Origin of the sequence: Levilactobacillus suantsaii, from assembly GCF_004115745.1 — a bacterium.
Classification (GTDB): Bacteria; Bacillota; Bacilli; order Lactobacillales; family Lactobacillaceae; genus Levilactobacillus; species Levilactobacillus suantsaii.
The window spans coordinates 42,074-65,732 of the sequence record NZ_QXIL01000002.1 but is presented as its reverse complement, the minus strand read 5'-3'; the positions used below and the strand labels follow the sequence as shown (position 1 = coordinate 65,732).

Annotated in this window: 20 protein-coding genes; all 20 read left to right on the top strand. The window is 53.1% G+C overall.

The genetic code is table 11. From position 1 onward, the window contains the following. The first annotated feature begins 132 nt into the window (after window positions 1-132). Window positions 133-774: an amino acid ABC transporter permease gene (locus DXH47_RS01285; protein WP_129031280.1), complete on the top strand. Its 642-nt coding sequence runs from the start codon at window positions 133-135 to the stop codon at window positions 772-774. Window positions 775-792: 18 nt separating this feature from the next. Next, entirely contained in the window at window positions 793-1,431 is a 639-nt protein-coding gene (locus DXH47_RS01280) for an amino acid ABC transporter ATP-binding protein (RefSeq protein ID WP_129031279.1), read from the top strand. 21 nt (window positions 1,432-1,452) lie between these two features. Then, entirely contained in the window at window positions 1,453-2,298 is an 846-nt protein-coding gene (locus DXH47_RS01275; protein WP_129031414.1) for an amino acid ABC transporter substrate-binding protein, read from the top strand. A gap of 131 nt (window positions 2,299-2,429) precedes the next feature. After that, the gene (gene yfmF / locus DXH47_RS01270; protein ID WP_225423474.1) at window positions 2,430-3,602 is read left to right on the top strand and encodes an EF-P 5-aminopentanol modification-associated protein YfmF; all 1,173 of its coding nucleotides are present in this window, start codon (window positions 2,430-2,432) and stop codon (window positions 3,600-3,602) included. A 100-nt stretch (window positions 3,603-3,702) separates the two neighbouring features. Continuing rightward, complete coding sequence (gene yfmH, locus DXH47_RS01265) at window positions 3,703-4,995, top strand: EF-P 5-aminopentanol modification-associated protein YfmH (RefSeq protein ID WP_404819999.1); 1,293 nt, start codon at window positions 3,703-3,705, stop codon at window positions 4,993-4,995. A 102-nt stretch (window positions 4,996-5,097) separates the two neighbouring features. Next, entirely contained in the window at window positions 5,098-6,039 is a 942-nt protein-coding gene (locus DXH47_RS01260; protein WP_129031277.1) for a helix-turn-helix domain-containing protein, read from the top strand. Window positions 6,040-6,121: 82 nt separating this feature from the next. Continuing rightward, the gene (pgsA, locus tag DXH47_RS01255) at window positions 6,122-6,709 is read left to right on the top strand and encodes a CDP-diacylglycerol--glycerol-3-phosphate 3-phosphatidyltransferase (protein WP_129031276.1); all 588 of its coding nucleotides are present in this window, start codon (window positions 6,122-6,124) and stop codon (window positions 6,707-6,709) included. A gap of 140 nt (window positions 6,710-6,849) precedes the next feature. Further along, window positions 6,850-8,103: a competence/damage-inducible protein A gene (locus DXH47_RS01250; protein WP_129031275.1), complete on the top strand. Its 1,254-nt coding sequence runs from the start codon at window positions 6,850-6,852 to the stop codon at window positions 8,101-8,103. Between the two features lie 92 nt (window positions 8,104-8,195). Continuing rightward, window positions 8,196-9,359 (top strand): recombinase RecA, encoded by a 1,164-nt coding sequence (gene recA, locus DXH47_RS01245; RefSeq protein ID WP_225423473.1) that lies wholly within the window; start codon window positions 8,196-8,198, stop codon window positions 9,357-9,359. Window positions 9,360-9,618: 259 nt separating this feature from the next. Continuing rightward, the gene (gene rny, locus DXH47_RS01240; RefSeq protein WP_129031274.1) at window positions 9,619-11,178 is read left to right on the top strand and encodes a ribonuclease Y; all 1,560 of its coding nucleotides are present in this window, start codon (window positions 9,619-9,621) and stop codon (window positions 11,176-11,178) included. 115 nt (window positions 11,179-11,293) lie between these two features. Further along, entirely contained in the window at window positions 11,294-12,091 is a 798-nt protein-coding gene (locus tag DXH47_RS01235) for a TIGR00282 family metallophosphoesterase (RefSeq protein ID WP_129031273.1), read from the top strand. A 32-nt stretch (window positions 12,092-12,123) separates the two neighbouring features. Next, window positions 12,124-14,856: a DNA mismatch repair protein MutS gene (gene mutS, locus DXH47_RS01230; protein WP_129031272.1), complete on the top strand. Its 2,733-nt coding sequence runs from the start codon at window positions 12,124-12,126 to the stop codon at window positions 14,854-14,856. Window positions 14,857-14,912: 56 nt separating this feature from the next. Then, window positions 14,913-16,925, top strand: a complete 2,013-nt coding sequence (gene mutL / locus DXH47_RS01225; protein ID WP_129031271.1) for a DNA mismatch repair endonuclease MutL — start codon at window positions 14,913-14,915, stop codon at window positions 16,923-16,925. 78 nt (window positions 16,926-17,003) lie between these two features. After that, entirely contained in the window at window positions 17,004-17,606 is a 603-nt protein-coding gene (gene ruvA, locus DXH47_RS01220) for a Holliday junction branch migration protein RuvA (RefSeq protein ID WP_129031270.1), read from the top strand. A gap of 27 nt (window positions 17,607-17,633) precedes the next feature. Then, window positions 17,634-18,650, top strand: coding sequence for a Holliday junction branch migration DNA helicase RuvB (gene ruvB, locus DXH47_RS01215; protein WP_129031269.1), 1,017 nt, complete (start codon window positions 17,634-17,636; stop codon window positions 18,648-18,650). A 15-nt stretch (window positions 18,651-18,665) separates the two neighbouring features. After that, window positions 18,666-19,703 carry a tRNA preQ1(34) S-adenosylmethionine ribosyltransferase-isomerase QueA gene (queA, locus tag DXH47_RS01210; protein ID WP_170954927.1) on the top strand — a complete coding sequence of 346 codons (1,038 nt, stop codon included), beginning with the start codon at window positions 18,666-18,668 and terminating at the stop codon, window positions 19,701-19,703. 13 nt (window positions 19,704-19,716) lie between these two features. Continuing rightward, window positions 19,717-20,862, top strand: coding sequence for a tRNA guanosine(34) transglycosylase Tgt (tgt, locus tag DXH47_RS01205; protein WP_129031267.1), 1,146 nt, complete (start codon window positions 19,717-19,719; stop codon window positions 20,860-20,862). Window positions 20,863-20,933: 71 nt separating this feature from the next. Next, complete coding sequence (gene yajC, locus DXH47_RS01200; RefSeq protein WP_225423472.1) at window positions 20,934-21,389, top strand: preprotein translocase subunit YajC; 456 nt, start codon at window positions 20,934-20,936, stop codon at window positions 21,387-21,389. A gap of 111 nt (window positions 21,390-21,500) precedes the next feature. Next, window positions 21,501-22,601 (top strand): DNA polymerase IV, encoded by a 1,101-nt coding sequence (gene dinB / locus DXH47_RS01195; RefSeq protein ID WP_129031266.1) that lies wholly within the window; start codon window positions 21,501-21,503, stop codon window positions 22,599-22,601. 97 nt (window positions 22,602-22,698) lie between these two features. Beyond that, window positions 22,699-23,658, top strand: coding sequence for a DHH family phosphoesterase (locus tag DXH47_RS01190; RefSeq protein ID WP_129031265.1), 960 nt, complete (start codon window positions 22,699-22,701; stop codon window positions 23,656-23,658). Window position 23,659: the final 1 nt, after the last annotated feature.

Below are 23,659 nucleotides of genomic sequence, written 5' to 3'. Positions count from 1 at the left end.
TGGTAAAGTTGCGGGGAACTCCCTGAGTCGGCGTGGCGTGAGCCCGTCGAAAATTGAGGTGGCACCGCGGTCAAACGTCCTCTTGGATTAAGTTCCAAGTGGACGTTTTTTAGTTGAGAAGGAGGAGTCAAAATGCACTACGTTAGCGAAATTTTACCGTCATTGATTTCCGGAACGGGAATGACGTTATCGATATTCTTTTGGACCATTATTATTTCCATTCCCCTCGGGATTCTGATTGGGTTAGGGATGCTGACCAAGTTTAAACCGTTGACCTGGATCATCAACCTGTACGTCTGGTTGATGCGGGGAACCCCGTTACTGTTGCAATTGATTTTCGTTTTTTACGGGTTACCGATTATCGGCATCGTTTTTCCCCGCTACGAAGCGGCGCTTTTCGCCTTTATCCTCAACTACACGGCGTACTTCGCGGAAATCTTTCGGGGCGGTTTGCAAGCCATCCCCGTGGGCCAGTATGAAAGTGCGCGGGTCTTGCGGTTGACTAACTGGCAAACGCTACGCAAAATCGTGATTCCGCAAGTGGTCAAGATTGTGTTACCTTCCATTGGGAACGAAGTCATCAACCTGGTTAAGGATTCGTCTTTAGTTTACGTTATCGGGTTGGGTGACCTTTTGCGGGCTGGTAACGTGGCCATGGCCCGGGACGTGACGCTTTTGCCGATGGTACTCGTGGCCATTATCTACTTACTGTTGACGGCTGTTTGCACGTTGGTCTTACGGCGGTTGGAGAAACACTATAGTTACTGGCGTTAACGAAAGGAAGGGAACAAGATGTTAGAGCTGAAACAAATTACCAAGAAGTTTGATGGCAAGGTCATCTTGGACGGCGTTGATTTGACTGTAGCTGACGGTCAGATCTTAACCATCGTCGGGCCTTCCGGGGCCGGGAAAACCACCTTGTTACGGTGTATTAGTGGATTGACCCCTGTTGATGGCGGAAAATTCTTCCTTGATGGTCAAGCGTTCGATCCCGCCACTAACCGTGATAACGATGCCGTGATTGGCGTCGTTTTCCAGGACTTTCAACTGTTTCCGAACTTGACGGTCCTACAAAATGTAACGTTAGCGCCCACCATGATGTTGAAAAAGGATATCAAGTCCGTGAATCAGGAAGCTCAGACCTTACTAGAGCGACTGAACCTGGGGGGCAAAGCGGACCTCTATCCTTACGAACTCTCCGGGGGCCAAAAGCAACGGGTGGCTATTGTGCGGGCACTCGCGATGCACCCCAAGTTATTGTGCTACGATGAACCAACGTCGGCGTTAGACCCCGACTTACGGCACGAAGTCGAACAAATTATTTTGAACTTGAAACAGCAGGGGATGACACAAATCGTGGTCACCCATGACATGCCCTTTGCTGAAACGATTGCAGATCAGATGTTACGGGTTGAACCCAAACAGGCTTAAGAGGAGGGATGCGTCATGAACATGCGACGATTAGTGCGCTGGGTTTTGGGCGTCAGTCTTCTGATTGGTCTCGGCGTGAGCTTAGCTGGTTGTAGTAACGTGACTCAACGCGCCAATACGCAAGATACTTGGCCCAAGCTGCAAAAGCGGGGGCGGGTCGTCGTCGGCTTGGACGACACGTTCGTGCCCATGGGCTTTCGCCAGAAGAGCGGTAAACTAGTCGGGTACGATATCGATTTGGCCAGAGCGGTCTTTAAGTTATACCACATGAAAGTTGACTTCCAGTCCATCGACTGGTCGATGAACGCCACCGAACTGCACAACGGAACCATTGATTTGATTTGGAACGGGTTCTCTATCACGCCACAACGGGCTAAAAAGGTGGCCTTTTCGGACGTTTACTTGAATAACGACCAGGTCTTGGTCACCCTGAAAAAGGACCACATCAACTCATTTAAGGACATGACCAATAAGGTCTTAGGTGCCCAAAGCGGGTCGTCGGGATATAACGACATTGAAAGTCACCCGAAGTTATTGAAGGACCGGATCAAGGACCACAACGTTATTCAATACGATTCCTTCACCAATGCCTTTATCGACTTGAACGCGGGGCGGATTCAGGGACTGTTGATTGATAGTACCTACGCCAACTACTACGTCAAGCACCAAGCGCACCCGGAAGACTATAAGGTCATTACCGGGAGCTTCCCCAAGGAACAGTTTGCCGTTGGATTGCGTAAGGGGGACACCACCATGCGTAAGAAGATCAATGCGGGCCTTAAACGCTTAGCGGCTAACGGCACACTGGCCAAAATCAACGAGAAATGGTTTGGTCAAAACGTGGATACGCCGTTGTTGAAAAAATAACCATTGGATGAAATCAAACCGGGTTCTGGCGCAGGTCAGCCCGTTTTTTTGATTGCCGACTAGCTTGTATTTAGCCGGCACTTCCCTTATCATTAAACACCGTTAGGAATTAGCTAAGGAGGCAGTTGCGTGTGCAGTTACGCAGTCAAAACGGGGTAACTTTGGACCTGTTACCCACGAAACAATTCAAAACCATTGGCATCAAGGTAGATTTTGTGACGCCGCTGAAAGCCACAGCGATTACGGCACGTGCCTTGATGGCCCAGGTCTTAGAGACCAGCACCGCGGCGTATCCCACCCAAACGGCTTTGGCCCGACAGCTTTCGGCGATGTACGGCGCCAACTTTGGCATCTCAGTCTTGAAGGCGGGCACCCAACACATCGTTCGGTTGACCTGCTCGGTGGTCGATGAGCAGTATCTCGCCGACTACCCGGACACCACACCGCTCTTTGAACGGGGGATGGCCTTTTTAAAGGCAGTTTTGTTTGAGCCGTTATTGCCCCACGGACAGTTCGACCCGACCACGTTCACTCAGCAACGCCAAAACTTGTTGACGGCCATCAAGTCGCTAGACGACGATAAACAGTATCTGGCTAACCGTCGTTTGCAGGAATTGTTGTTTGCTGGGCAACCAACCCAGGCAATGAGTGCGTTAGGCGACATCACGACTTTAGGCCAACTGACGGCTGCGGATATCTTAGCCACGTACCACGACATGTTGGCCCACGACGCTGTTCACGTGGCCATTATTGGTGACGTGACGGCCGACCGGGCCCAAGCGGCCCTGGCGACCTGGCCATTAGCCGAACGGTCCACCCAGGCGGAGCTGCCGTACTATCACTGGCAACCCCGTACGACGGTCCAGGCTGGTGATGATTGGGCACCCGTCACGCAAGCTAAGTTGAACTTGGCTTACCGGGTACCGGTTTACCGCAACAGCGCGGACTTCATGGCGACCGTGGTCTTTAACGCCCTCTTCGGTGGCACGCCGCTCTCGTTATTGTTCACAACGGTGCGAGAAAAGGCGAGTCTAGCTTACTACGCCAGCAGCAGTTACAATCCCTATACGGGAACCATCAGTGTGCAAACGGGAATCCAAGCCGAAAACCAGCAACGGGTGCTAGCCATCATTGCGGACCAAGTTGCGGTCTTACAGCGTGGTGAGATTCCGGGCAATCAGCTGGCGGAAGTCAAGGCCAGTCTGTTGAATGCGCGGTTGACCATCCTGGATAGCCCGCAACGATTGTTGAATGGCCGCCTTAACGCCCAGTTGACGCAGGTTACGACGTCACTAGACCAATGACGTCAAGCTTTAGCGGCAGTCACGGTAGCCGACGTGCAACGGGTCGCCCAACAGGTCACGCTGCAAGCGACCTACTGCTTACATGGAGGTGCACATAATGCTGACTAAACAAACCTATGCCCGGTTAGGAGAGGCCGTTTACCGGACCACTTTAGCCAACGGCTTGAAGGTGGTCTTGGTACCTAAGCAGGGGTTCCACAAGACTTTTGCGATTATGACGACCGATTACGGCTCCGTTGATAACCATTTCGTACCACGTGGCCAGACTGAACCGGTCCGCTTTCCGGATGGGATTGCCCACTTTTTGGAACATAAGCTCTTTGAAAAACAAGATCACGATGCGTTTGACCTGTTCGGAAAGTACGGTGCCAGTGCCAACGCCTTTACCAGCTTCACCCAGACCAGTTACCTCTTTGCGACCACGAGTCAGCTGCGAGCTAATTTGGAGATCCTGTTAGATTTCGTGCAGGATCCATACTTCACGCCGGCCACAGTCAACAAGGAAAAGGGCATCATCGGCCAGGAAATTCAAATGTACGATGTTGACCCAGGCTGGCAGAGTTATTTCGGGATGATTGGTAATCTTTATCCTAAAGAGCCGTTGCATATCGACATTGCCGGGACGGTTGATTCCATCGATAAAATCACGGCAGATAATCTATACGCGGCTTACCAGACCTTTTATCACCCCAGCAATATGGATTTAGTTGTGGTGGGGGATTTGGATCCTGAGCAAACGTTAGCGTGGATTGAGGCTAATCAGGCCCGCAAGACTTTTGCTCCAGTCACACCACTTAAGCGCATCGCCAGCCCACAAACGGCTCCTGATCAGGTCGTGGCCCACACGACCAAGTCATTGACCGTTGTTCGGCCTAAGGTTAGCTTGGGTCTGCGAGGCTACGATACCGTCCCGACTGGTCGTGAAGGCTTGCGGTATAACGTGGCTGTCTCGTTAGCCTTTGATTTGCTGTTCAACGATACCAGTGATAATTACTTACGCTTGTACGATGCTAACGTGATTGATGATAGCTTTGGGTACGATTTCGTGACGCAACGAGGGGCACACTTCGGGCAACTGGCAACGGATACCGACCAACCGGAGCTGTTCGTTGCGGAAATGCAGGCCATCTTGGCGGCTGTCCCGCAACAGTTACAAGCCGCTCAACCTCAGTTTGATCTGGTCAAACGGGAAGCGATTGGCCGGTTGATTGGCGCTATCAATTCGCCGGAAGCCATCGCCAATCAATATTCAGGGCCGCTATTTGCGGGGTCGACTTTGTTCGATGAATTAGCCATCCTGGAGGCCTTACGCTTCGAGGACCCGGAAACACTCGCCACGGCGTTCTTTGCGCAGAGTCAATCAACCGTCGCGACCATCCTGCCGAAGGGTTAAGAAAGCGTTAAATCCGGGATTCTGACCGCTAACGCTGAAAATCTGGGGAAGCCTATGCTATACTGCAATAGAGAATACTGAAATTAAATGGAGAGTTTAAACATGAGCGAGAACAACAAAATTACACTGGGAAAAACGCTGAAGGACGCGCGGATTGCCAAAGGGTTCACGTTGGACGACTTACAACAGGCAACCAAGATTCAAAAACGGTACTTGATTGCCATCGAGGACCAGCAATTCGATGAACTTCCGGGGGATTTCTACGTGCGGGCCTTCATCAAGCAATACGCGGACATGGTTGATTTAGACGGTGCCGAACTCCTTAAACAGTTCGACAGTGCGTTACCAAGTACCCAGACTCAAGAATACGCGGACAAGGTCAACGAAAGTAATCCAGAGACCCGTTCACAGCAACGCAAGGATGACGATCGCTACTTAAAGATGCGGCGGATCATTCCGATTACCGGGATCGTGATTGTGGTCCTGTTAGTATTGGTTGGCATCTGGGTCGCGGCGGCTAAAAGTGGTCACTCGACGGAAAAGCAAAACGTGGACAGCAGCGCCGTGAGCGTCTCAGGGAGCAGTTCATCCAGCAGTAGCTCGTCCAGTAGCCAGTCGTCGTCGAAGAAGTCATCATCGAAAAAGAAGGCCGCAACGGCGAGCTTTAAGCAACTGAGCTCAACGTCGTCCGGGTCGACTTGGGAACTGAAGAACGCGCCAAGTAAGCGGACCGTTAAGTTGTCGGCAACTGGGAGCAGTTGGATTGCCGTTTCAGTTGGGGGGTCTACGACTTGGCAAGGGACGTTGTCGTCATCGACCACACACACGCTGACGATTCCCAGCTCAGCATCGAGTGTGACCTTTAAGTTCGGAAACGCACCAGTCACAACGGTCACGTTGAATGGTAAGAAGTTTAACTTTAATTCGGCCACGAGTACCAGTTCAGCCTCGAGCAGTAGTTCGAGCACGACTGGGGCCACGACCAGCAGTAGTTCCAGCACCAATAGTACGCAAGTTCAAGACGTGACGTTGAAATTCAAATAATGCACAGGGGGGAGCGGGTCGGTCCGTTGACGACCGGGACGCTTTTTTTGTGTCAGTGAGTGAGCTAAAGGAGGAATAGGTTGTGAACGTTCCAAATCGTTTGACCTTAATACGAATCATTATGATTCCCATTTTCTTGTTAATCCTAGTGTTGCCCCTTAATTGGGGAACGGTAACGTGGTTGGGGACCACCATTCCGGTGACTCAAGTGTGGGGGGCGCTGATCTTTGCGGCGGCGTCAATCACGGATTTTTTGGACGGGCAGATTGCCCGGCGTCAACACCTGGTGACGAACTTTGGGAAGTTCGCTGACCCGTTGGCGGATAAGATGATTGTGATGACGGCCTTTATTCTGTTGGTCGCGATGGGTGCCGTCCCGGCTTGGGGCGTGGCCATCATCGTCTGCCGAGAACTTGCCGTGACCGGCTTACGGTTAATCGTCGTGGAGACTGGCGGTCGCGTTTTAGCGGCGGCTTGGCCGGGTAAGATCAAGACCACGACGCAAATGGTTGGGATTATCTTGCTGTTGCTGAACAACATTGGGTTCAGTACATTGAATATTCCCATGGCGTTAATTTTCTTTTATATTTGCCTGTTCTTCACGATTTACTCGGGAATCGACTACTTCGTGCAGAACCGGGAAGTTTTTGCGGACTCTTCCGCAGAATAGCGGTGCACCGGGACCGATTTCTCGGTGGACTGCGCCAATTCGAAATGAGTCTGAGAATTCTCAGACTCATTTTTGGCGCGGTCAGAAAAAAGAATGTTACGCTTAACGGAGCTTACTAAGATTGTTTAGGAGGGGTGACCATGCAAGCAGAGATTATTGCAGTGGGAACGGAAATTTTATTAGGGCAGGTCGTCGATACTAATTCGGCGTTCATTGCCCGTGAACTGGCAGGAGCCGGGATTGAGGTCTATTATCATTCCCTAGTCGGCGATAATGCGGACCGGTTGACCGGTGTGGTGAAACAGGCACGTTCGCGCAGTGATTTAGTCGTCATCAGTGGTGGCTTGGGTCCCACGAAAGATGATTTGACCAAACAGACTGTTGCCCACTTGCTGGGCGTGAAGCTAGTTGAAAACGAAGCGGCCATGACGAAGATTAAAAACCACTTTGCGACGACTGGTAAACCCTTGACGCCGAACAATCGCCTTCAAGCACTGTATCTAGCAGGGAGTCAACCCCTGAAGAACAGTACGGGGATGGCCGTGGGGGCCTTTTACCAGGCTCCGGATGACGAGGCCGACATGTTACTGTTGCCCGGTCCACCAAGTGAGATGCAACCGATGATGACGCACGAAGCCGTGCCAGCGTTACGAGCGGCTTACCAACGCCACGAATACCTAACGTCGCGGGTCCTCCGTTTCTTTGGTATCGGGGAGAGTCAGCTGACCACTAAGTTGGGCGACCTCATCGAGCACCAGACTAATCCGACTATTGCCTCCTACGCCAAGCGCAACGAGGTAACGTTGCGTTTGACGGCCAGCACTACGGGAAGTGCTGAAGCGCAGACGTTGCTCGACCAAATGACGGCCACCATCAAGGAACGAGTCGGTGACTACCTGTATGGGTACGGCGACGACAATAGTTTAGCCAACGTGGTGGTTCAGCGATTGATCGACCAGCATCTGACGATTACCGGTGCCGAAAGCTTAACGGCTGGTGAATTCCAGAGTACTATCGGATCGATTCCCGGGGTGTCGGCTGTCTTTCCCGGAGGATTCGTGACCTACGCCAACCGGGCCAAACACGACTTGTTGGGGATTCCGCAACGGATTATCGATAATGACGGGGTCGTTAGTGAAGCCACAGCTAAGGAAATGGCCGAACGGTCGCGGAAGTTGCTCGACACGGACTTAGCCCTTAGTTTCACCGGTGTTGCGGGTCCCGATAGCCTCGAAGGGCAACCAGCGGGAACCGTTTGGTTAGGGTTAGCCCAACGGGGACAGGCTCCCCAGGCCAAATTGATGCACTTTGCGGGCACCCGCGGAGACATCCGGATGCGATCGGTTTTGACCGGTTTAGATTGGTTACGGCGACTGATCCCGGCAGCAAAATAAGGGGAACTTTTGTTCTGGTTTTGCTTGCATTTTGTCCCTAATGCCGGTATAGTATTACTTGAATGTTTAAGAGCGATTAAAGGAGGATTTGAATGGCTGACGAACGACAAGCGGCGTTAGATAAAGCGCTGAAGAAGATCGAAAAAGATTTCGGTAAGGGCTCCATCATGCGGATGGGTGACGATGCCAAGACACAAGTCTTGACGGTGCCATCTGGCTCGTTGGCTTTGGACGTGGCCTTAGGTGTCGGGGGTTACCCACGGGGCCGAATCGTTGAGATTTACGGTCCTGAATCATCTGGGAAAACGACCGTTGCCTTACACGCGGTAGCCGAAGTGCAAAAGCGCGGCGGTACGGCGGCCTACATCGATGCCGAAAATGCCTTGGATCCCGCCTATGCGACGGCTCTCGGGGTAGATATTGACAATCTCTTGCTGTCTCAACCGGATACCGGAGAACAAGGGTTACAGATTACGGATGCGCTGATTTCTTCGGGAGCGGTCGACATCGTGGTCATTGACTCCGTGGCAGCCCTGGTTCCACGGGCTGAAATCGAAGGCGAAATGGGTGACGCCCACGTGGGGTTACAGGCCCGGTTGATGTCCCAAGCACTCCGGAAACTATCCGGGACCATCAACAAGACCAAGACCATTGCCCTCTTTATCAACCAGATTCGGGAAAAAGTTGGGGTCATGTTTGGGAACCCAGAAGTTACGCCCGGTGGTCGGGCTTTGAAGTTCTATTCGACGATTCGCCTGGAGATTCGGCGGGCCGAACAGATCAAGAACGGCACGGACGTGATTGGGAACCGGACCCGGATCAAGGTCGTGAAGAACAAGGTTGCGCCGCCGTTTAAGAAAGCCGAGGTCGACATCATGTATGGCCAAGGAATTTCCCAGACGGGTGAATTGCTCGACATGGCGGTCGAAAAGGACATCGTGGACAAGAGTGGGTCCTGGTATTCTTACGGTGAAGACCGGATTGGTCAAGGCCGCGAGAACGCTAAGCAGTATTTAGCGGACCACCCGGACATGATGGCTGAGGTCAACCAACGGGTTCGTAAGGCCTACGGGGTGGCTGATGAAGACGCCAATGACGATGAAGCAGCGGGCAAGTCCAAGGCAAAGACCAAGGACGACGCTAAGTCAACAAAGTCGGCAACCAAGACAGCCGATAAAGCAGCTGCGACTAAGGGGACAGCCAAACCGGATACAACGCCTGGTGCGACGGTGATTCAACCCCATTCAACCAAATAACTAACTGACGAAACGATTTGAGAAACGCTCAGCCAATGGAATGACCACTGGCTGAGCGTTTTTTGTAAGCCGGCAATTGCTCGTCTACCGTGAAGCCATGCGGCTTGAACTGATTTTTGAACTTAGTCGGGGTTTCTGGTGAGTTTAGTTGACAGGCCCCCTAGCAACTATTAAAATTAAGTTTGTGTCAGTTATCATATAAACATCTTAAAAAGTCTGATTTTTAATTAGTCATTTTTGATGATGCGGAGGTGGAATCATGAGTGTTCCAAGCATAATCCTCGCAATCATCGCTATCGTTGTTGGTGTCGTGGGTGGTTATTATTTACGGAAATCCGTTCACGAACGACAGTTAGACGCTGCAAAGTACACGGCCAAGGGTGTATTAGCGGAGGCACATAAACAAGCTGAAACGGCTACTAAAGAGGCTCTGTTAGGGGCTAAAGAGGACAGTCATAAGTACCGCGCGGAAGTTGAACAGGAGCTCAAGCAACGCCGAGCCGAAGTTCAAAAACAAGAGGATCGGTTGATTCAGCGTGAAGAGACGTTGGACCGGAAAGATAACTCACTAGAGAAGCGTGAAAACGCTTTGAACCGGCGGGACAAAAAGCTGAGTGCTGAAGAGCAGAACTTAACTCGTAAGCAGCAACAAGCAGACTCACTGATTGAAAAACGGCAGGCAACGGTTGAATCCGTTGCGGCCTTATCCCAGGAAGACGCACGGGACCTGATTATTTCCGAAGCCAAAACGACTTTGGCCGGGGAACGTGCCAAAATGATCAAGGAGAGCGAAGAAACTGCCCGCAAGACGGCCGAAGCGAACGCGAAGGACTTAATCGTCTCCGCGATTCAACGCAGTGCCGCCGACATGGTGACCGAAACGACGATTACCGTTGTGACGTTGCCGAACGACGACATGAAGGGTCGAATCATTGGGCGTGAGGGTCGTAATATTCGGACCTTAGAAACGCTGACCGGAATTGATCTTATTATTGATGATACGCCCGAGGCAGTCGTCTTGAGCGGATTTGATCCGTTGCGGCGCGAAGTCGCGAAGATCGCGCTAGAGAAGTTGATTCAAGATGGCCGGATTCATCCGGCACGAATTGAAGAAATGGTTGCCAAAGCGAAGAAGGAACTCGGCGAACGTATCCGAGAACTCGGTGAGCAAGCAACCTTTGATTTGGGAATTCATTCGATGCATCCCGAACTGATCAAGCTCGTGGGTCGCTTGAATTTCCGGATTTCTCACGGGCAAAATGCGTTAGCCCATTCTATTGAAGTGGCGAAGATCACTGGGGTCTTGGCCGCTGAACTCGGTGAGGATGTTACGTTAGCAAAACGTGCAGGATTACTACATGATATTGGCCGCGCTGCAGAGCACGAAGATGACAGTTCATTTATCACCCTCGGAACGGAACTGGCGAAGAAATACCGGGAAAGTTCGACCGTGGTAAACGCCATCGCGGCGCAAGCAGATCAGACGGCTCCGCAATCTGTGATTGCGGAACTGGTCGAGACCGCGGATACGATTTCTGCGACCCGACCGGGAGCACGTTCGGATTCCCTGGAAAGCTACATTCACCGCTTAGACAAACTGGAGACCATCGCCAATGAATTTGACGGGGTCGACCATAGCTTTGCCATTCAAGCGGGACGGGAAGTTCGGGTCATTGTGCGGCCGGAGAAGATTTCCGATACGGATGCCGTGGTCTTGGCCCGCGACATCAAGAAACGCATTGAAAGTGACCTGGATTATCCGGGCCACGTCAAAGTTTCCGTGATTCGGGAAGTTCGGTCAGTTGAATATGCAAAATAAGTCAGAGAAGCTAGGCCCTAGGTCCTAGCTTTTTTACGTCATAACCTAAAGAAGCATGGTAAAATAGACAATATTTGAAGTGGCGGCAACGACCCGCCCAGATAGGGGAACGAAAATGCGTATTTTATTTGTTGGTGACGTGGTCGGAAACGTTGGGCAGGCCATGATTCACGAGTATTTGCCCCAATTGAAACGGGACTTAAAGCCCCAAGTGACCATCGTCAACGGCGAAAATTCCACACCGGTGGGCCGCGGAATCAGTTATAAAATTTATAAGCAATTATTGAAAGATGGCGCCGACGTGGTGACTATGGGGAACCACACCTGGGATAACGCGGAGTTGTTTGACTTTATCGATGATGCGAACCGGTTGGTCCGGCCCGCCAACTTCCCGGGTGAGACACCGGGACAGGGCTGGACCAAGGTCAAGGTCAACCAACAGTCGTTGGCCGTGGTCAACCTGCAAGGGCGCGTCTTCATGAACCAATTGGTCGATGACCCGTTTGCCAAAATGACGGCGCTGTTGCCACAATTGGACACGCCGTTTGTCTTCGTCGACTTCCACGGGGAGGTCACCAGTGAAAAGCGGGCCTTTGCCATGCGCTTTACCGGCAATGTGTCAGGTGTCGTCGGCACCCACACCCACGTGCAGACCAGTGACGCCCAGGTCCTGGACCACCAGACGGCCTTTTTGACCGAAGTGGGGATGACCGGTCCAGCCGACAGCATCTTAGGGATGCAGGCTGACAGTGTCATCACCAAGTTCGAGAATCAACGACCAGCCCGCTACACGGTCCAAGAACAGGGACCGGGGCTGTTATCGGGGTGTGTGATCGACCTCAACGACAAGACGGGCCACGCGACCGCCATTCGGGAGATTTTAATCAGTCCCGAGCATCCCTATCAAGGCTAGGACGACGGAAATGGAAGGATGACAGAATTTTCATGAGTACACCAAAGCTAACCCCGATGATGGTTCAATACCAAAAAATCAAGGATCAATATCCCGATGCCTTTTTATTCTACCGGCTCGGGGACTTTTACGAAATGTTTAATGACGACGCCGTTAAGGGGTCACAATTACTTGAATTAACGCTGACGACGAGAAGTCACAGCTCGAAGAACCCCATTCCGATGTGTGGGGTACCGCATAAGGCGGTCCAAAACTACGTGGACATCTTGGTCGACCAGGGCTACAAGGTCGCTATCTGTGAACAGATGGAGGATCCAAAATTGGCCAAAGGGATGGTCAAACGGGAAGTCATCCAACTGGTGACGCCTGGGACCCAGACCGATACGGGCGCAGCTGGGGCCAAACGGAACAACTATTTGACGGCCTTGATGATGCCGCAGGCCGACCAATATAACCTGGCTTACACGGACCTTTCGACCGGAGAGCTCAAGGCGGCCGCTATCGATAGCCGGACCACGGTCATGAATGAACTGATGAGTTTACAGACCAAAGAAGTCGTGGTGGACGACAGTGTGCCCACGGCCTTGACCAACCAATTGCAGAAGATGGGGATTTTAATCTCTAAGCAGGAGACCGTTGAACCTAGCGCTGAGGTCAGTTACGTCCAACAAGACCTGACCGATCCCCGCTTACAACAAGTCGTGGGCTTATTGGTGACCTACGTGACAGTGACCCAAAAACGCAGCTTAGCGCATTTGCAACGAGCAGTGGCCTACAAGCCCACGTCGTTCTTGAAGTTTGACCACTCGTCACAGGTAAACCTGGAACTGACCCAAAATCTGCGGACCAAAAAGAAGTCTGGGACCTTACTCTGGTTGCTGGACGAGACCAAGACGGCGATGGGGGGCCGACTGCTTAAGCAGTGGCTCGACCGCCCGTTAATCGATCGGCAGCAAATCGAGACCCGGCAGGCGCGGGTGGGTGCCTTACTGGACCACTATTTCGAGCGCAACAGTCTCCAAGATGAACTGGTCAAGGTCTATGATTTGGAACGCTTAGCCGGCCGGGTCGCCTTTGGTAGCGTCAACGGCCGGGACTTGATCCAACTCCAGACCTCACTAGAACAGGTGCCACAAATCAAGCACACCCTAGCGGAACTGGATGAAGCAGTTTTTGACCCGTTGCTGACGCAACTGGACCCGGTCGACGACGTGGCAGCGGCCATCAAGGCCGCTATCGTCCCCGAACCACCATTGTCGGTCACCGACGGGGGTCTCATTAAAGATGGGTACAACGACCAATTAGACACCTATCGCGACGCCATGCGTAATGGCAAACAGTGGTTGGCTGAGATGGAAGCCCACGAACGCGAAGTCACCGGAATCAACAACTTGAAGATTGGCTATAACCACGTTTTTGGCTATTACATCGAAGTGACCAAGGTCAATTTGGACAAGTTACCGGCGGACCGATACGAACGCAAGCAGACCTTAGCCAACGCAGAACGGTTCTCGACGCCTGAATTAAAGGATAAAGAACGCTTGATCCTGGAAGCGGAAGAAAAGTCGGTCGCTTTGGAATACAAGTTGTTCGTAGACTTACGCGAGCAGGTCAAGTCTGCTATCACGCGCCTTCAGAAATTAGCCGCAGCGATTGCGAGTCTCGATGTGTTACAGAGCTTTGCCGTGGTCAGCGAAAATTACCACTTTGTGAAACCGACTTTTACTACGGGGCACGTCTTGGATATCAAGCAGGGCCGGCACCCGGTCGTGGAGAAGGTGTTAGGGCGCCAGTCCTACGTGCCCAATGACGTCGAGATGCCCGACGACACCACCATCTTACTGATTACGGGGCCGAACATGTCCGGGAAGAGTACCTACATGCGGCAACTAGCGTTAACGGTCATCATCGCGCAGATGGGGTGCTTCGTCCCAGCGGAAAGCGCGCAGATGCCGATTTTTGACCAAATCTTCACGCGTATTGGGGCGGCCGACGACCTGATTTCGGGCCAGAGTACCTTCATGGTGGAAATGCAGGAAGCTAACCGAGCACTCAGCCAGGCCACCGAAAATAGCCTGATCCTCTTTGACGAAATCGGGCGGGGGACCGCAACCTACGATGGGATGGCGTTAGCCCAGGCCATCGTGGAGTTTGTGCACAACCATGTTCACGCGAAAACGCTGTTCTCGACTCACTACCATGAATTAACGGCCTTAGACACCGTGCTCCCTGCGTTACGTAACGTGCACGTGGGCGCGGTCGAACAAGATGGTGATTTGGTCTTCTTACACCAGGTCCAGCCTGGTCCTGCCGATAAGTCATATGGGATCCACGTGGCAAAACTGGCGGGGATGCCGGAGTCGTTACTCAAACGGGCCGACGTGATTTTAGGTGAGTTGGAACAACAAGCCGCCAGTGCACCGACCGTGGCCAAGGAACTGACGCATGATCACCCTAATGTGGCTTCTGCTGAGTCACAGTTTGCTACAACCAGTCCGGTCAGTGCCAGTACCAGTACTAGTACCGTTGCGGAACAATCCGTTTCGGCTGTGTCCGCGACGCCGGCAGCAACCAGCGATGCGGTGACACCCAAACCACAACCAACGGATGCCGACCAACAACTGTCCCTGTTTACGGATGAACCGGAGGTCGACCCCACTCAAGCCAAGGTTTTAGCCCAATTGAAGGACTTGAACTTAATGGGGATGACGCCGATGGCTATCATGAACCAGGTCTACCAGTGGCAGCAGAAATTGAACAAATAAGACAAGACGGCGGCCAAGATGCGCGCCGATAAAACTAAGCGAAAGGAAGGGTCACAATGGCGAAAATTCATGAACTAGCCTCGGTACTAGCCGACCAGATTGCGGCGGGTGAGGTGGTCGAACGCCCCGCTTCCGTGGTCAAGGAATTAGTGGAAAACGCCATTGACGCGCACAGTACCCAGGTGGACATCACCGTGGAGGAGTCTGGCTTGAAACGCATCTCGGTGGTCGATGACGGTGACGGTATCGCCGACGAAGACGTTGAGATGGCTTTTAAGCGCCACGCGACTAGCAAAATTACTGACCGGCGGGACCTCTTTAAGGTCAAATCACTGGGGTTTCGGGGTGAGGCTTTACCGAGTATTGCCTCGGTGGCCGACGTCACGTTGACCACGTCCACGGGCAGCGTTGGCACTATGATTCATAACGTGGGGGGCAAGATTGTGGCCCACGAGCCCGCGGCCGCCCGTAAGGGGACCGACGTCACGGTCAAAGACCTATTCGGCAACGTCCCGGCCCGGTTGAAGTATTTGAAATCACCGACGACCGAGTTGTCTAAAATTACGGACATCGTTAATCGTATCGCGTTGAGTTATCCCGACATCGCTTTTTCGCTGGTGCATAATGGCCGCGAATTAACGCGGACCAGTGGTCGTGGTGACCTCCAGCAGGTGATCGCCGGCATCTACGGGGTCCAAAGCGCTCGTAAGATGGTGGCTATCTCTGGTGAGACGCCCGACTTCAAGGTGAGTGGGTACGTGAGCCTACCAGAACTGACCCGGGCCAGCCGGCAATATATCTCGATACTGCTGAATGGTCGCTACATCCATAACTACCAGTTGAGTAAGGCCCTAGTCGCCGGTTACGGCTCGAAGTTGATGGTCGGCCGGTACCCGCTTGCGGTGCTGGCCATCACCATGGACCCGTTGCTGGTAGATGTGAACGTGCACCCGACCAAGCAAGAAGTCCGGATCAGTCAGGAAGCGGATCTGACCAAGTTGATTCAGACTACCGTCTTTCAACGCTTGTCTCAGGAGAACTTAATTCCGGATGTTTTCAGCGAGATGCCGAAAAAATCTCGGACCGAACCGGCCAGTGACCAGTTGACCATGGCGTTGAACCAGGTCTCCCAAAAACACGCGCCGACTAGTAGCTTAGCGGCCGCCCCGCACGCAAGGTCCGCGGCTTCGCTCACGGCTCAATCAGCCGCCACGGCACCGGAAACGGCTGCGACTGAAAGTGCCGACCGCCCAGTGGGACCCGCACCGATGACCACGCCGACGACTAACCCGGTCGAACCGGTGATGGTACAGTCGGCCGCCGAATTACAGTTGCCGGCGGTCCAGGCGTTTGATGCCAAGTACCAGCATGAGGGCAAGGTCTGGGCGTTAGGAGCACCGGACCCCGCACCACAAGTGGCCACGGCGCCAGCCCAGCCCACGTCGCCGCAACCTCGGTTCCCCCAACTGCGCTACTTGGGGCAGGTCCACGGGACTTATTTACTGGCGGAAGCGGACGATGGTTTGTACCTGATTGACCAACACGCCGCTCAAGAGCGAGTCAACTACGAGTATTACCGCCAGGCGATTGGCGAGGTCGGTGACGATGAACAGAAGTTGCTGGTGCCTATCGTCTTGGATTACCCGACTACGGACATCCTGGCATTGAACGACCATTTAGATACCTTAGCGAGTGTTGGGATTCACTTGGAGTCGTTTGGACCGAACAGTTTCATCGTCCACGAGCACCCGACCTGGTTCAAGGCTGGCCAGGAAACGGCGACCATCAAAGAAATGATCGACTGGGTCTTACGGGACGGTAAGTTGACCGTGGCTGCCTTTCGAGAGAAGACCGCCATCATGATGAGTTGTAAGCGAGCCATCAAGGCGAACCACCATCTGGATGGTCAACAGGCCCAAGCCCTCTTGGCCAAGCTAGCGACCGCCGAGAACCCGTTCAACTGTCCTCACGGCCGCCCGGTACTGGTTCACTTTACCGACCAAGATTTGGAACGCTTGTTTAAACGGATTCAAGATCCACACCATAGCGGGGATGATTGGGGCGAGTAGTTTCTCCGTAATTGTTGGTGCGAATATGGTACAATTTAAAAAAGCAAACGTATGTTTCTAAAAGGAGAATCAAGCGGCATGTATGAATACCTACGAGGGACCGTGGCGGCCATCAAACCCGACCATATCGTGGTCGATGTGCAGGGCGTTGGCTACTTGGTCAACACGGCCAATCCCTACCGCTACACCCAAGACCAAGAAGTCACGATTTACGTCTATCAGGCGGTCAGTGACTCGGCCCAGACCCTTTACGGGTTTGCAGACTATGCGGAAAAGCAATTGTTTTTGAAACTGATCAACGTGAGTGGAATCGGGCCCAAGAGTGCTTTGGCGATTCTGGCCAATCCAGACCACCAGGGACTGATGGTCGCCATCAAGACCAACGACATCAGCTTTTTGACTAAGTTTCCTGGTGTGGGCAAGAAGACCGCGGGCCAGTTGGTCTTAGATTTGCAAGGCAAGTTGGATGACTTAGCGGATAACGAGTCGCCGGACCTGTTCAAACCGGAGGCCGTTGCCACGGGCACGACCAACGCCCAGCTCGACGACGCGTTGGCGGCGTTGCAAGCTTTGGGCTACCGGGAAGCCGCCGTCAAAAAGATTACCCCGCAACTCAAGCAGTTAGCGGGTCAAGACACGAACGAATACTTGAGTGAGGGCTTACGGCTCTTGACCAAGTAATGGCAAATGAGAAAGGAGGGGTCGTGTATGGCAGATGACGACCGCATTGTGTCACCAGAACCGGAAGATGCGCGGGAAGACTCCGTAGAAAAATCCTTACGACCCCAGACATTGGGGCAGTACATCGGCCAGGCGCCCATCAAGCACGAATTAAATGTGTATATCAAAGCCGCTAAGCAACGCGAAGAGTCCTTGGACCACGTTCTGTTGTATGGGCCACCGGGACTCGGGAAAACCACGCTGGCTTGGGTGATTGCCAACGAAATGGGGGTGCAGATTCGCACGACCAGTGGCCCGGCTATCGAAAAACCGGGGGACTTGGTCGCGTTGCTCAATGAATTGCAGCCCGGTGATATCCTGTTTATCGATGAGATTCACCGGTTACCGAAAATCGTCGAAGAAATGTTGTACTCGGCAATGGAAGACTTTTACATCGATATCGTGGTGGGGCAGGGCCCAACTGCGCACCCGGTCCACTTCCCGTTACCGCCGTTCACGTTGATTGGGGCGACGACACGAGCCGGATTATTGTCGGCACCATTACGGGATCGCTTTGGCATCGTGGAACACATGGCGTATTACAACGCGCAGGACCTCGAAGAAATCGTCTTGCGGTCGGCCGACATTTTCCAGACACCGATTGCGACGGGCGGGGCCCACGCAATTGCGCTCCGGTCGCGGGGGACGCCGCGAATCGCTAACCGGCTGTTGAAGCGGGTCCGCGACTTTGCGGAAGTCTCCCCGGACCACGACACCATTGACCCGGAGATCGTCGACCACGCGCTGACGCTATTACGGGTCGATTCCGCCGGGTTAGACTCGACAGATATCAAGTTACTGACCACCATGATCGACTATTACGATGGCGGTCCGGTCGGGTTGAACACATTAGCCGCTAACATTGGTGAAGAGACCGAGACGGTAGCGGCGATGTATGAGCCGTACCTGTTACAACGAGGGTTTTTGAAGCGCACGGCGAAGGGCCGCGTGGTGACCGAAGCGGGTTACCAACACCTGGGCCGGCAGTTTAAACCCAAAGACTAAGGTTAAAGGGGGATGCTGACGATGACGACACTAGCGGATTACGATTACGAGTTGCCACCGGAGCTGATTGCGCAAACGCCAATCGAGCACCGGGATGCGTCGCGGTTATTGGTCTTGGACCACCGCACAGGCCAATTGACCGACAAGCACTTTTACGATATTTTGGCGGAGATTCACCCGGGGGACGCCATCGTCATGAACAATTCCCGGGTGATGCCCGCCCGATTGTATGGGGTCAAAGAAGATACCGGTGGTCACGTCGAAGTCTTACTGTTGCATAACGTGGCTGGTGATGTCTGGGAGACTTTGATGAAACCGGCCAAACGTTTACGAGTTGGCACCACCGTTAGCTTTGGGGCCGGTCAGTTAACGGCGACCGTGACTGAAGAACGTGAAGATGGGATTCGGCTGATCGAATTTCACTACCAGGGCATTTTTATGGAAATCCTGGAACAACTGGGTGAAACGCCGTTGCCGCCTTACATCAAAGAAAAGTTGGCTGATGCCGACCGTTACCAAACGGTTTACGCCAAGGAAAACGGCTCGGCGGCCGCCCCCACGGCAGGGTTACACTGGACTCAGGCGTTACTGGACCAGGCCGTGGCTAAGGGGGCCAAGCTGGTGTACCTGACGTTACACGTCGGGTTAGGTACCTTCCGGCCGGTCGAAGAAGAAAACGTGGACGACCACAAGATGCACAGCGAATTTTATCGGTTGGACGAAAAGTCCGCCGCGACCTTGAATCAGGTCCGGCAAAACGGGGGGCGAATCATTGCCACCGGGACCACGTCGATTCGCACCTTGGAGACCATTGGCACCAAGTTTCACGGTGAGATACGCGCCGACTCCGGCTGGACAGACATCTTCATTCGTCCGGGTTACCATTGGCAGGTCGTTGACGCGTTTATCACTAACTTTCACTTGCCTAAGTCGACCTTGATTATGCTGGTGGCCGCCTTTACGGGGCGCGAGCAGATTCTGGCCGCTTATCAGCACGCCATCGCTGAACGTTACCGTTTCTTTAGCTTTGGGGATGCAATGTTTATCAAATAATTGGAGGGACAGCATGGAACCCGCGATTAAGTATCGTTTGATCAAGACCGAAAAGCACACCGGAGCGCGGTTGGGTGAACTCATGACGCCCCACGGGACCTTTGCGACCCCGATGTTCATGCCGGTCGGGACTCAAGCGGCCATGAAGGGGGCCATCAGTCCCGAGGAACTGGACGAGATGGGCTCACAGGTCATTTTGGCCAATACTTATCACCTGTGGCTCCAACCGGGGGCAGACCTGATAGCCGAGGCGGGAGGCCTGCACCGGTTCATGAATTGGCCCAAAGGAATTTTGACCGATTCAGGGGGCTTTCAGGTCTTCTCGCTGGCGAAGAACCGGCGACTGACCGAGGAAGGCGTTCATTTCCGTAACGCGGTCAACGGTGACCGGTTGTTTTTGTCGCCGGAAAAGGCGATTCACATTCAAAACCAACTGGGGCCTGATATCATGATGAGTTTGGATGAATGCCCGCCGTTCTTTGAAAGTTACGATTATGTCAAACACTCGGTCGAGCGGACCTCGCGCTGGGCAGAACGGGGGTTAAAAGCCCACGCCCACCCCGATTACCAGGGGTTGTTTGGCATCGTACAGGGCGCCGGTTACGAAGACTTGCGACGTGAATCCGCCCGGGACTTGGTCAGCTTGGACTTTCCGGGTTATTCGATTGGGGGGCTTTCCGTGGGCGAATCCAAGGACGAGATGAACCGCATCTTAGCCTTGACGACCCCGCTCCTGCCAACGAGCAAACCCCGCTATCTGATGGGCGTCGGGACTGCTGATTCCCTGATTGACGGGGTGATTCGTGGCGTCGACATGTTCGACTGTGTTTTACCTACTCGGATTGCCCGGAAAGGGACTTGCATGACCACCCACGGTCGTTTGGTGGTCAAAAACGCCAAGTATGCCCGGGATTTTCGGCCCATTGACCCGGATTGCGATTGCTATACTTGCCAGCATTATAGTCGGGCCTACTTGCGGCATTTGTTCAAGGCGGACGAGGATTTTGGTCTCCGGTTAGCCAGTTACCATAATTTGTATTTCTTACACCACCTGATGAAACGGGTGCGCCAGGCAATCCAAAATGACAGTTTGTTGGACTTGCGGGCGGAGGTCTTCGACACGTATGGCTATAATGCCGAACATCCGAAGAACTTTTAGAAATAATTGGACGGATTCCTTGGAGTCTGGTAAAGTTGTTCATTAGATAGGATACGAAGGAGTGAACCAATGTGTTAAGTAATCTTGTAGTTGCCGCAGGCGGCCAGTACTCGACGTTAATTATTTTGGTCGTTTTCTTGGCCTTAATGTACTTCTTAATGTTGCGGCCGCAACAAAAGCAACAAAAGAAGCACCGGGACATGATGATCCAGTTGAAGAAGGGTGATCATGTCATCACGATTGGCCGGTTACACGGGGTCATCGATGAAATCAACCAAACCGACAAAACAGTCACCTTGGATTGTGACGGGATTTATTTGGTCTTTGACTTACGGGCGATTGCGCAAGTGACGTCCCAAGGCCCACAAGCGGTCACTGCACCGGCTGCTAAGCCAGCCGCGGCCGCACCCGCAAAGCCGGCGGACCAACCAGCCGACACGCAACAACCAACGGCAACTAAAACAGATGATCAAGCTGACGATGCACCGAAGTCTGACGACGATGCCAACGATAGTGCCAAGAAGTAAGCTTGATGACCCGGCGACTCCTTTTGGGGGTCGTTTTTTTTTAGCGCTAAGCGTGCAAGCAAACAAACGTTCTGGTATAATAATAATCAACGGGGAAGGGTGGTGTGTTCAATGATTGACGCAAAATTTACGCAACGCAAAATCATTCATGTCGACATGGATGCCTTTTACGCGTCTATTGAGGAACGGGACCACCCAGAATTCAAACGCCACCCGTTGATCATCGCCAAGGATCCCCGTAAGACCGGTGGGCGTGGCGTAGTGACCACCGCCAATTATCGGGCCAGAAAGCATGGTGTTCACTCGGCAATGAGTGCCAACGAAGCGTTGAAACTTTGCCCGCAAGCCATCTTTCAGACACCGAATTTTCCCCACTACCGGGAAATCTCTAACCAGATTCACCGCATTTTTCACGAGTACACAGATAAAATCGAACCGGTCGCCTTTGACGAAGCCTATCTGGATGTAACTGAAAATAAGCACCATCTGCATTCGGCCGTGCAGGTGGCCCACGAAATCCAAGCTGAAATCTATGATCAGACCCATTTGACTTGCTCGACGGGGATTTCTTACAGTAAATTTTTGGCCAAGGAAGCCTCGGATTTTCGCAAACCGGTCGGTGTCAGCGTGATTTTACCCGAAGACGCCCATGATTTTTTGATGGCACTGCCCATCGAGCGCTTCCGGGGCGTGGGTAAGAAGACCGTCCCCAAGATGCACGATTTGGGCATCCAGACCGGGGCTGACCTCTACCAGCGCTCGCAACTGGAATTGATTCACGACTTTGGGAAGTTCGGCTACGTCTTGTATCAGCGGGTCCGCGGCATCGACGAGCGGCCAGTGGCTTATCAACGGGAACGCAAGTCCATCGGTAAAGAACGGACGTATGGTCCGCCGTTAACTACTAGTGGTGAGGTGGAGAACCAGTTGCGTCACTTGGCCGAACTGGTGGCTCAGGCCGTGGCCCGTAAACAGCGGCACGGTAAAACGCTGGTCTTGAAGTTGCGGACCAGCGACTTTACCACGGTGACCAAGCGGGTGACTCAGGAAGATTTTTTGACCAACGAAGCAGAAAATTACTACGAGTTAGCGCTGGAGTTGTACCATGAGGTGGCGACGCCCGATGAACAGATTCGTTTGCTAGGCATCACCATCACCAGTCTGGCTGCACAGACTTTTGAAAACGTCCGCCTGCCTTTATGGGGGGATTAAGGCAGACTTTCTTTGAAATTACCCCCTAAAACTTGTATACTGAAACGCAGTATTGCGGCGGGAGCAACCCGCCAATCGGAAAGAACGGGTGAACAGCATGGCAATTCAAACCGCCATTTTAGAAGAAATCAAACGTTACCAGACCATTATTATCCACCGACACCAGCATCCAGACCCGGATTGTGTGGGCGCCCAACTAGGCTTACGAACCATTTTACGGGCTAGTTTTCCCGCTAAGACCATCTTAGCGGTAGGTAAGCACTATCCTGGTTTTGACTGGTTAGGCCAAGCCGACCAGAATGTCAGTGACGACCAATATAAAGACGCTTTAGTCATTGTGGTCGACACGGCCAATCAGCCGCGGGTCGACGATGCGCGTTGGGAAACGGGTAAGGCCGTGATTAAGATCGACCACCACCCTAACGACGACGCCTTTGGTGACCTCCAATGGGTCGACGATCAGGCGTCGAGTACCTCGGAATTACTAACGGACTTTTACACCGCCAACGAAGCGGAATTGACGTTGCCCCAAGAGGCCGCGCGGTTATTCTACGCCGGCATCGTCGGGGATACGGGCCGCTTCATGTACCCGGCTACCTCGGCGCATACCATGGCTGTGGCGGGGCAATTGATGACCACGGGCTTTTCCGCCAACGACGTCAACCAGGCCGAAGACGAAATTTCGCCAGCTATGGCGCGCTTATCGGCGTACGTTTATCAGAATTTGACCATCCTGCCAAGTGGGGCGGCTTATTTGAAGTTAAGCGATGCGGACTTAGAACCCTTCGAGTTAGCGGAGACCGATTCAACGTCAGCCGTGGTCCCGTTGCCTGGCAAGATCACCACGGTCAAGGCCTGGGCGTTCTTCGTCGAAGTTAAGGACCACACTTACCGCATTCGGTTGCGGTCGAAGGGTCCTTCGATCAACGGCTTAGCCAAGCAACACGGTGGCGGGGGCCACGCCTTGGCCAGTGGCGCAACGGCCCATGACCAAGCTGAAATTGACCAGGTCATCCAGGAATTGGATACCTTGGTCGCACAAGATAAAGGAGAGTAAC

Excerpts from the sequence above, each read along its gene's own strand:
- DXH47_RS01190 (WP_129031265.1), top strand. The coding sequence starts at position 22,699 with ATGGCAATTCAAACCGCCATTTTAGAAGAAATCAAACGTTACCAGACC.
- mutL (WP_129031271.1), top strand. The coding sequence starts at position 14,913 with ATGGCGAAAATTCATGAACTAGCCTCGGTACTAGCCGACCAGATTGCG.
- DXH47_RS01260 (WP_129031277.1), top strand. The coding sequence starts at position 5,098 with ATGAGCGAGAACAACAAAATTACACTGGGAAAAACGCTGAAGGACGCG.
- DXH47_RS01235 (WP_129031273.1), top strand. The coding sequence starts at position 11,294 with ATGCGTATTTTATTTGTTGGTGACGTGGTCGGAAACGTTGGGCAGGCC.
- tgt (WP_129031267.1), top strand. The coding sequence starts at position 19,717 with ATGGAACCCGCGATTAAGTATCGTTTGATCAAGACCGAAAAGCACACC.
- DXH47_RS01275 (WP_129031414.1), top strand. The coding sequence starts at position 1,453 with ATGCGACGATTAGTGCGCTGGGTTTTGGGCGTCAGTCTTCTGATTGGT.
- rny (WP_129031274.1), top strand. The coding sequence starts at position 9,619 with ATGAGTGTTCCAAGCATAATCCTCGCAATCATCGCTATCGTTGTTGGT.
- ruvB (WP_129031269.1), top strand. The coding sequence starts at position 17,634 with ATGGCAGATGACGACCGCATTGTGTCACCAGAACCGGAAGATGCGCGG.
- DXH47_RS01250 (WP_129031275.1), top strand. The coding sequence starts at position 6,850 with ATGCAAGCAGAGATTATTGCAGTGGGAACGGAAATTTTATTAGGGCAG.
- recA (WP_225423473.1), top strand. The coding sequence starts at position 8,196 with ATGGCTGACGAACGACAAGCGGCGTTAGATAAAGCGCTGAAGAAGATC.
- DXH47_RS01280 (WP_129031279.1), top strand. The coding sequence starts at position 793 with ATGTTAGAGCTGAAACAAATTACCAAGAAGTTTGATGGCAAGGTCATC.
- DXH47_RS01285 (WP_129031280.1), top strand. The coding sequence starts at position 133 with ATGCACTACGTTAGCGAAATTTTACCGTCATTGATTTCCGGAACGGGA.
- ruvA (WP_129031270.1), top strand. The coding sequence starts at position 17,004 with ATGTATGAATACCTACGAGGGACCGTGGCGGCCATCAAACCCGACCAT.
- dinB (WP_129031266.1), top strand. The coding sequence starts at position 21,501 with ATGATTGACGCAAAATTTACGCAACGCAAAATCATTCATGTCGACATG.
- mutS (WP_129031272.1), top strand. The coding sequence starts at position 12,124 with ATGAGTACACCAAAGCTAACCCCGATGATGGTTCAATACCAAAAAATC.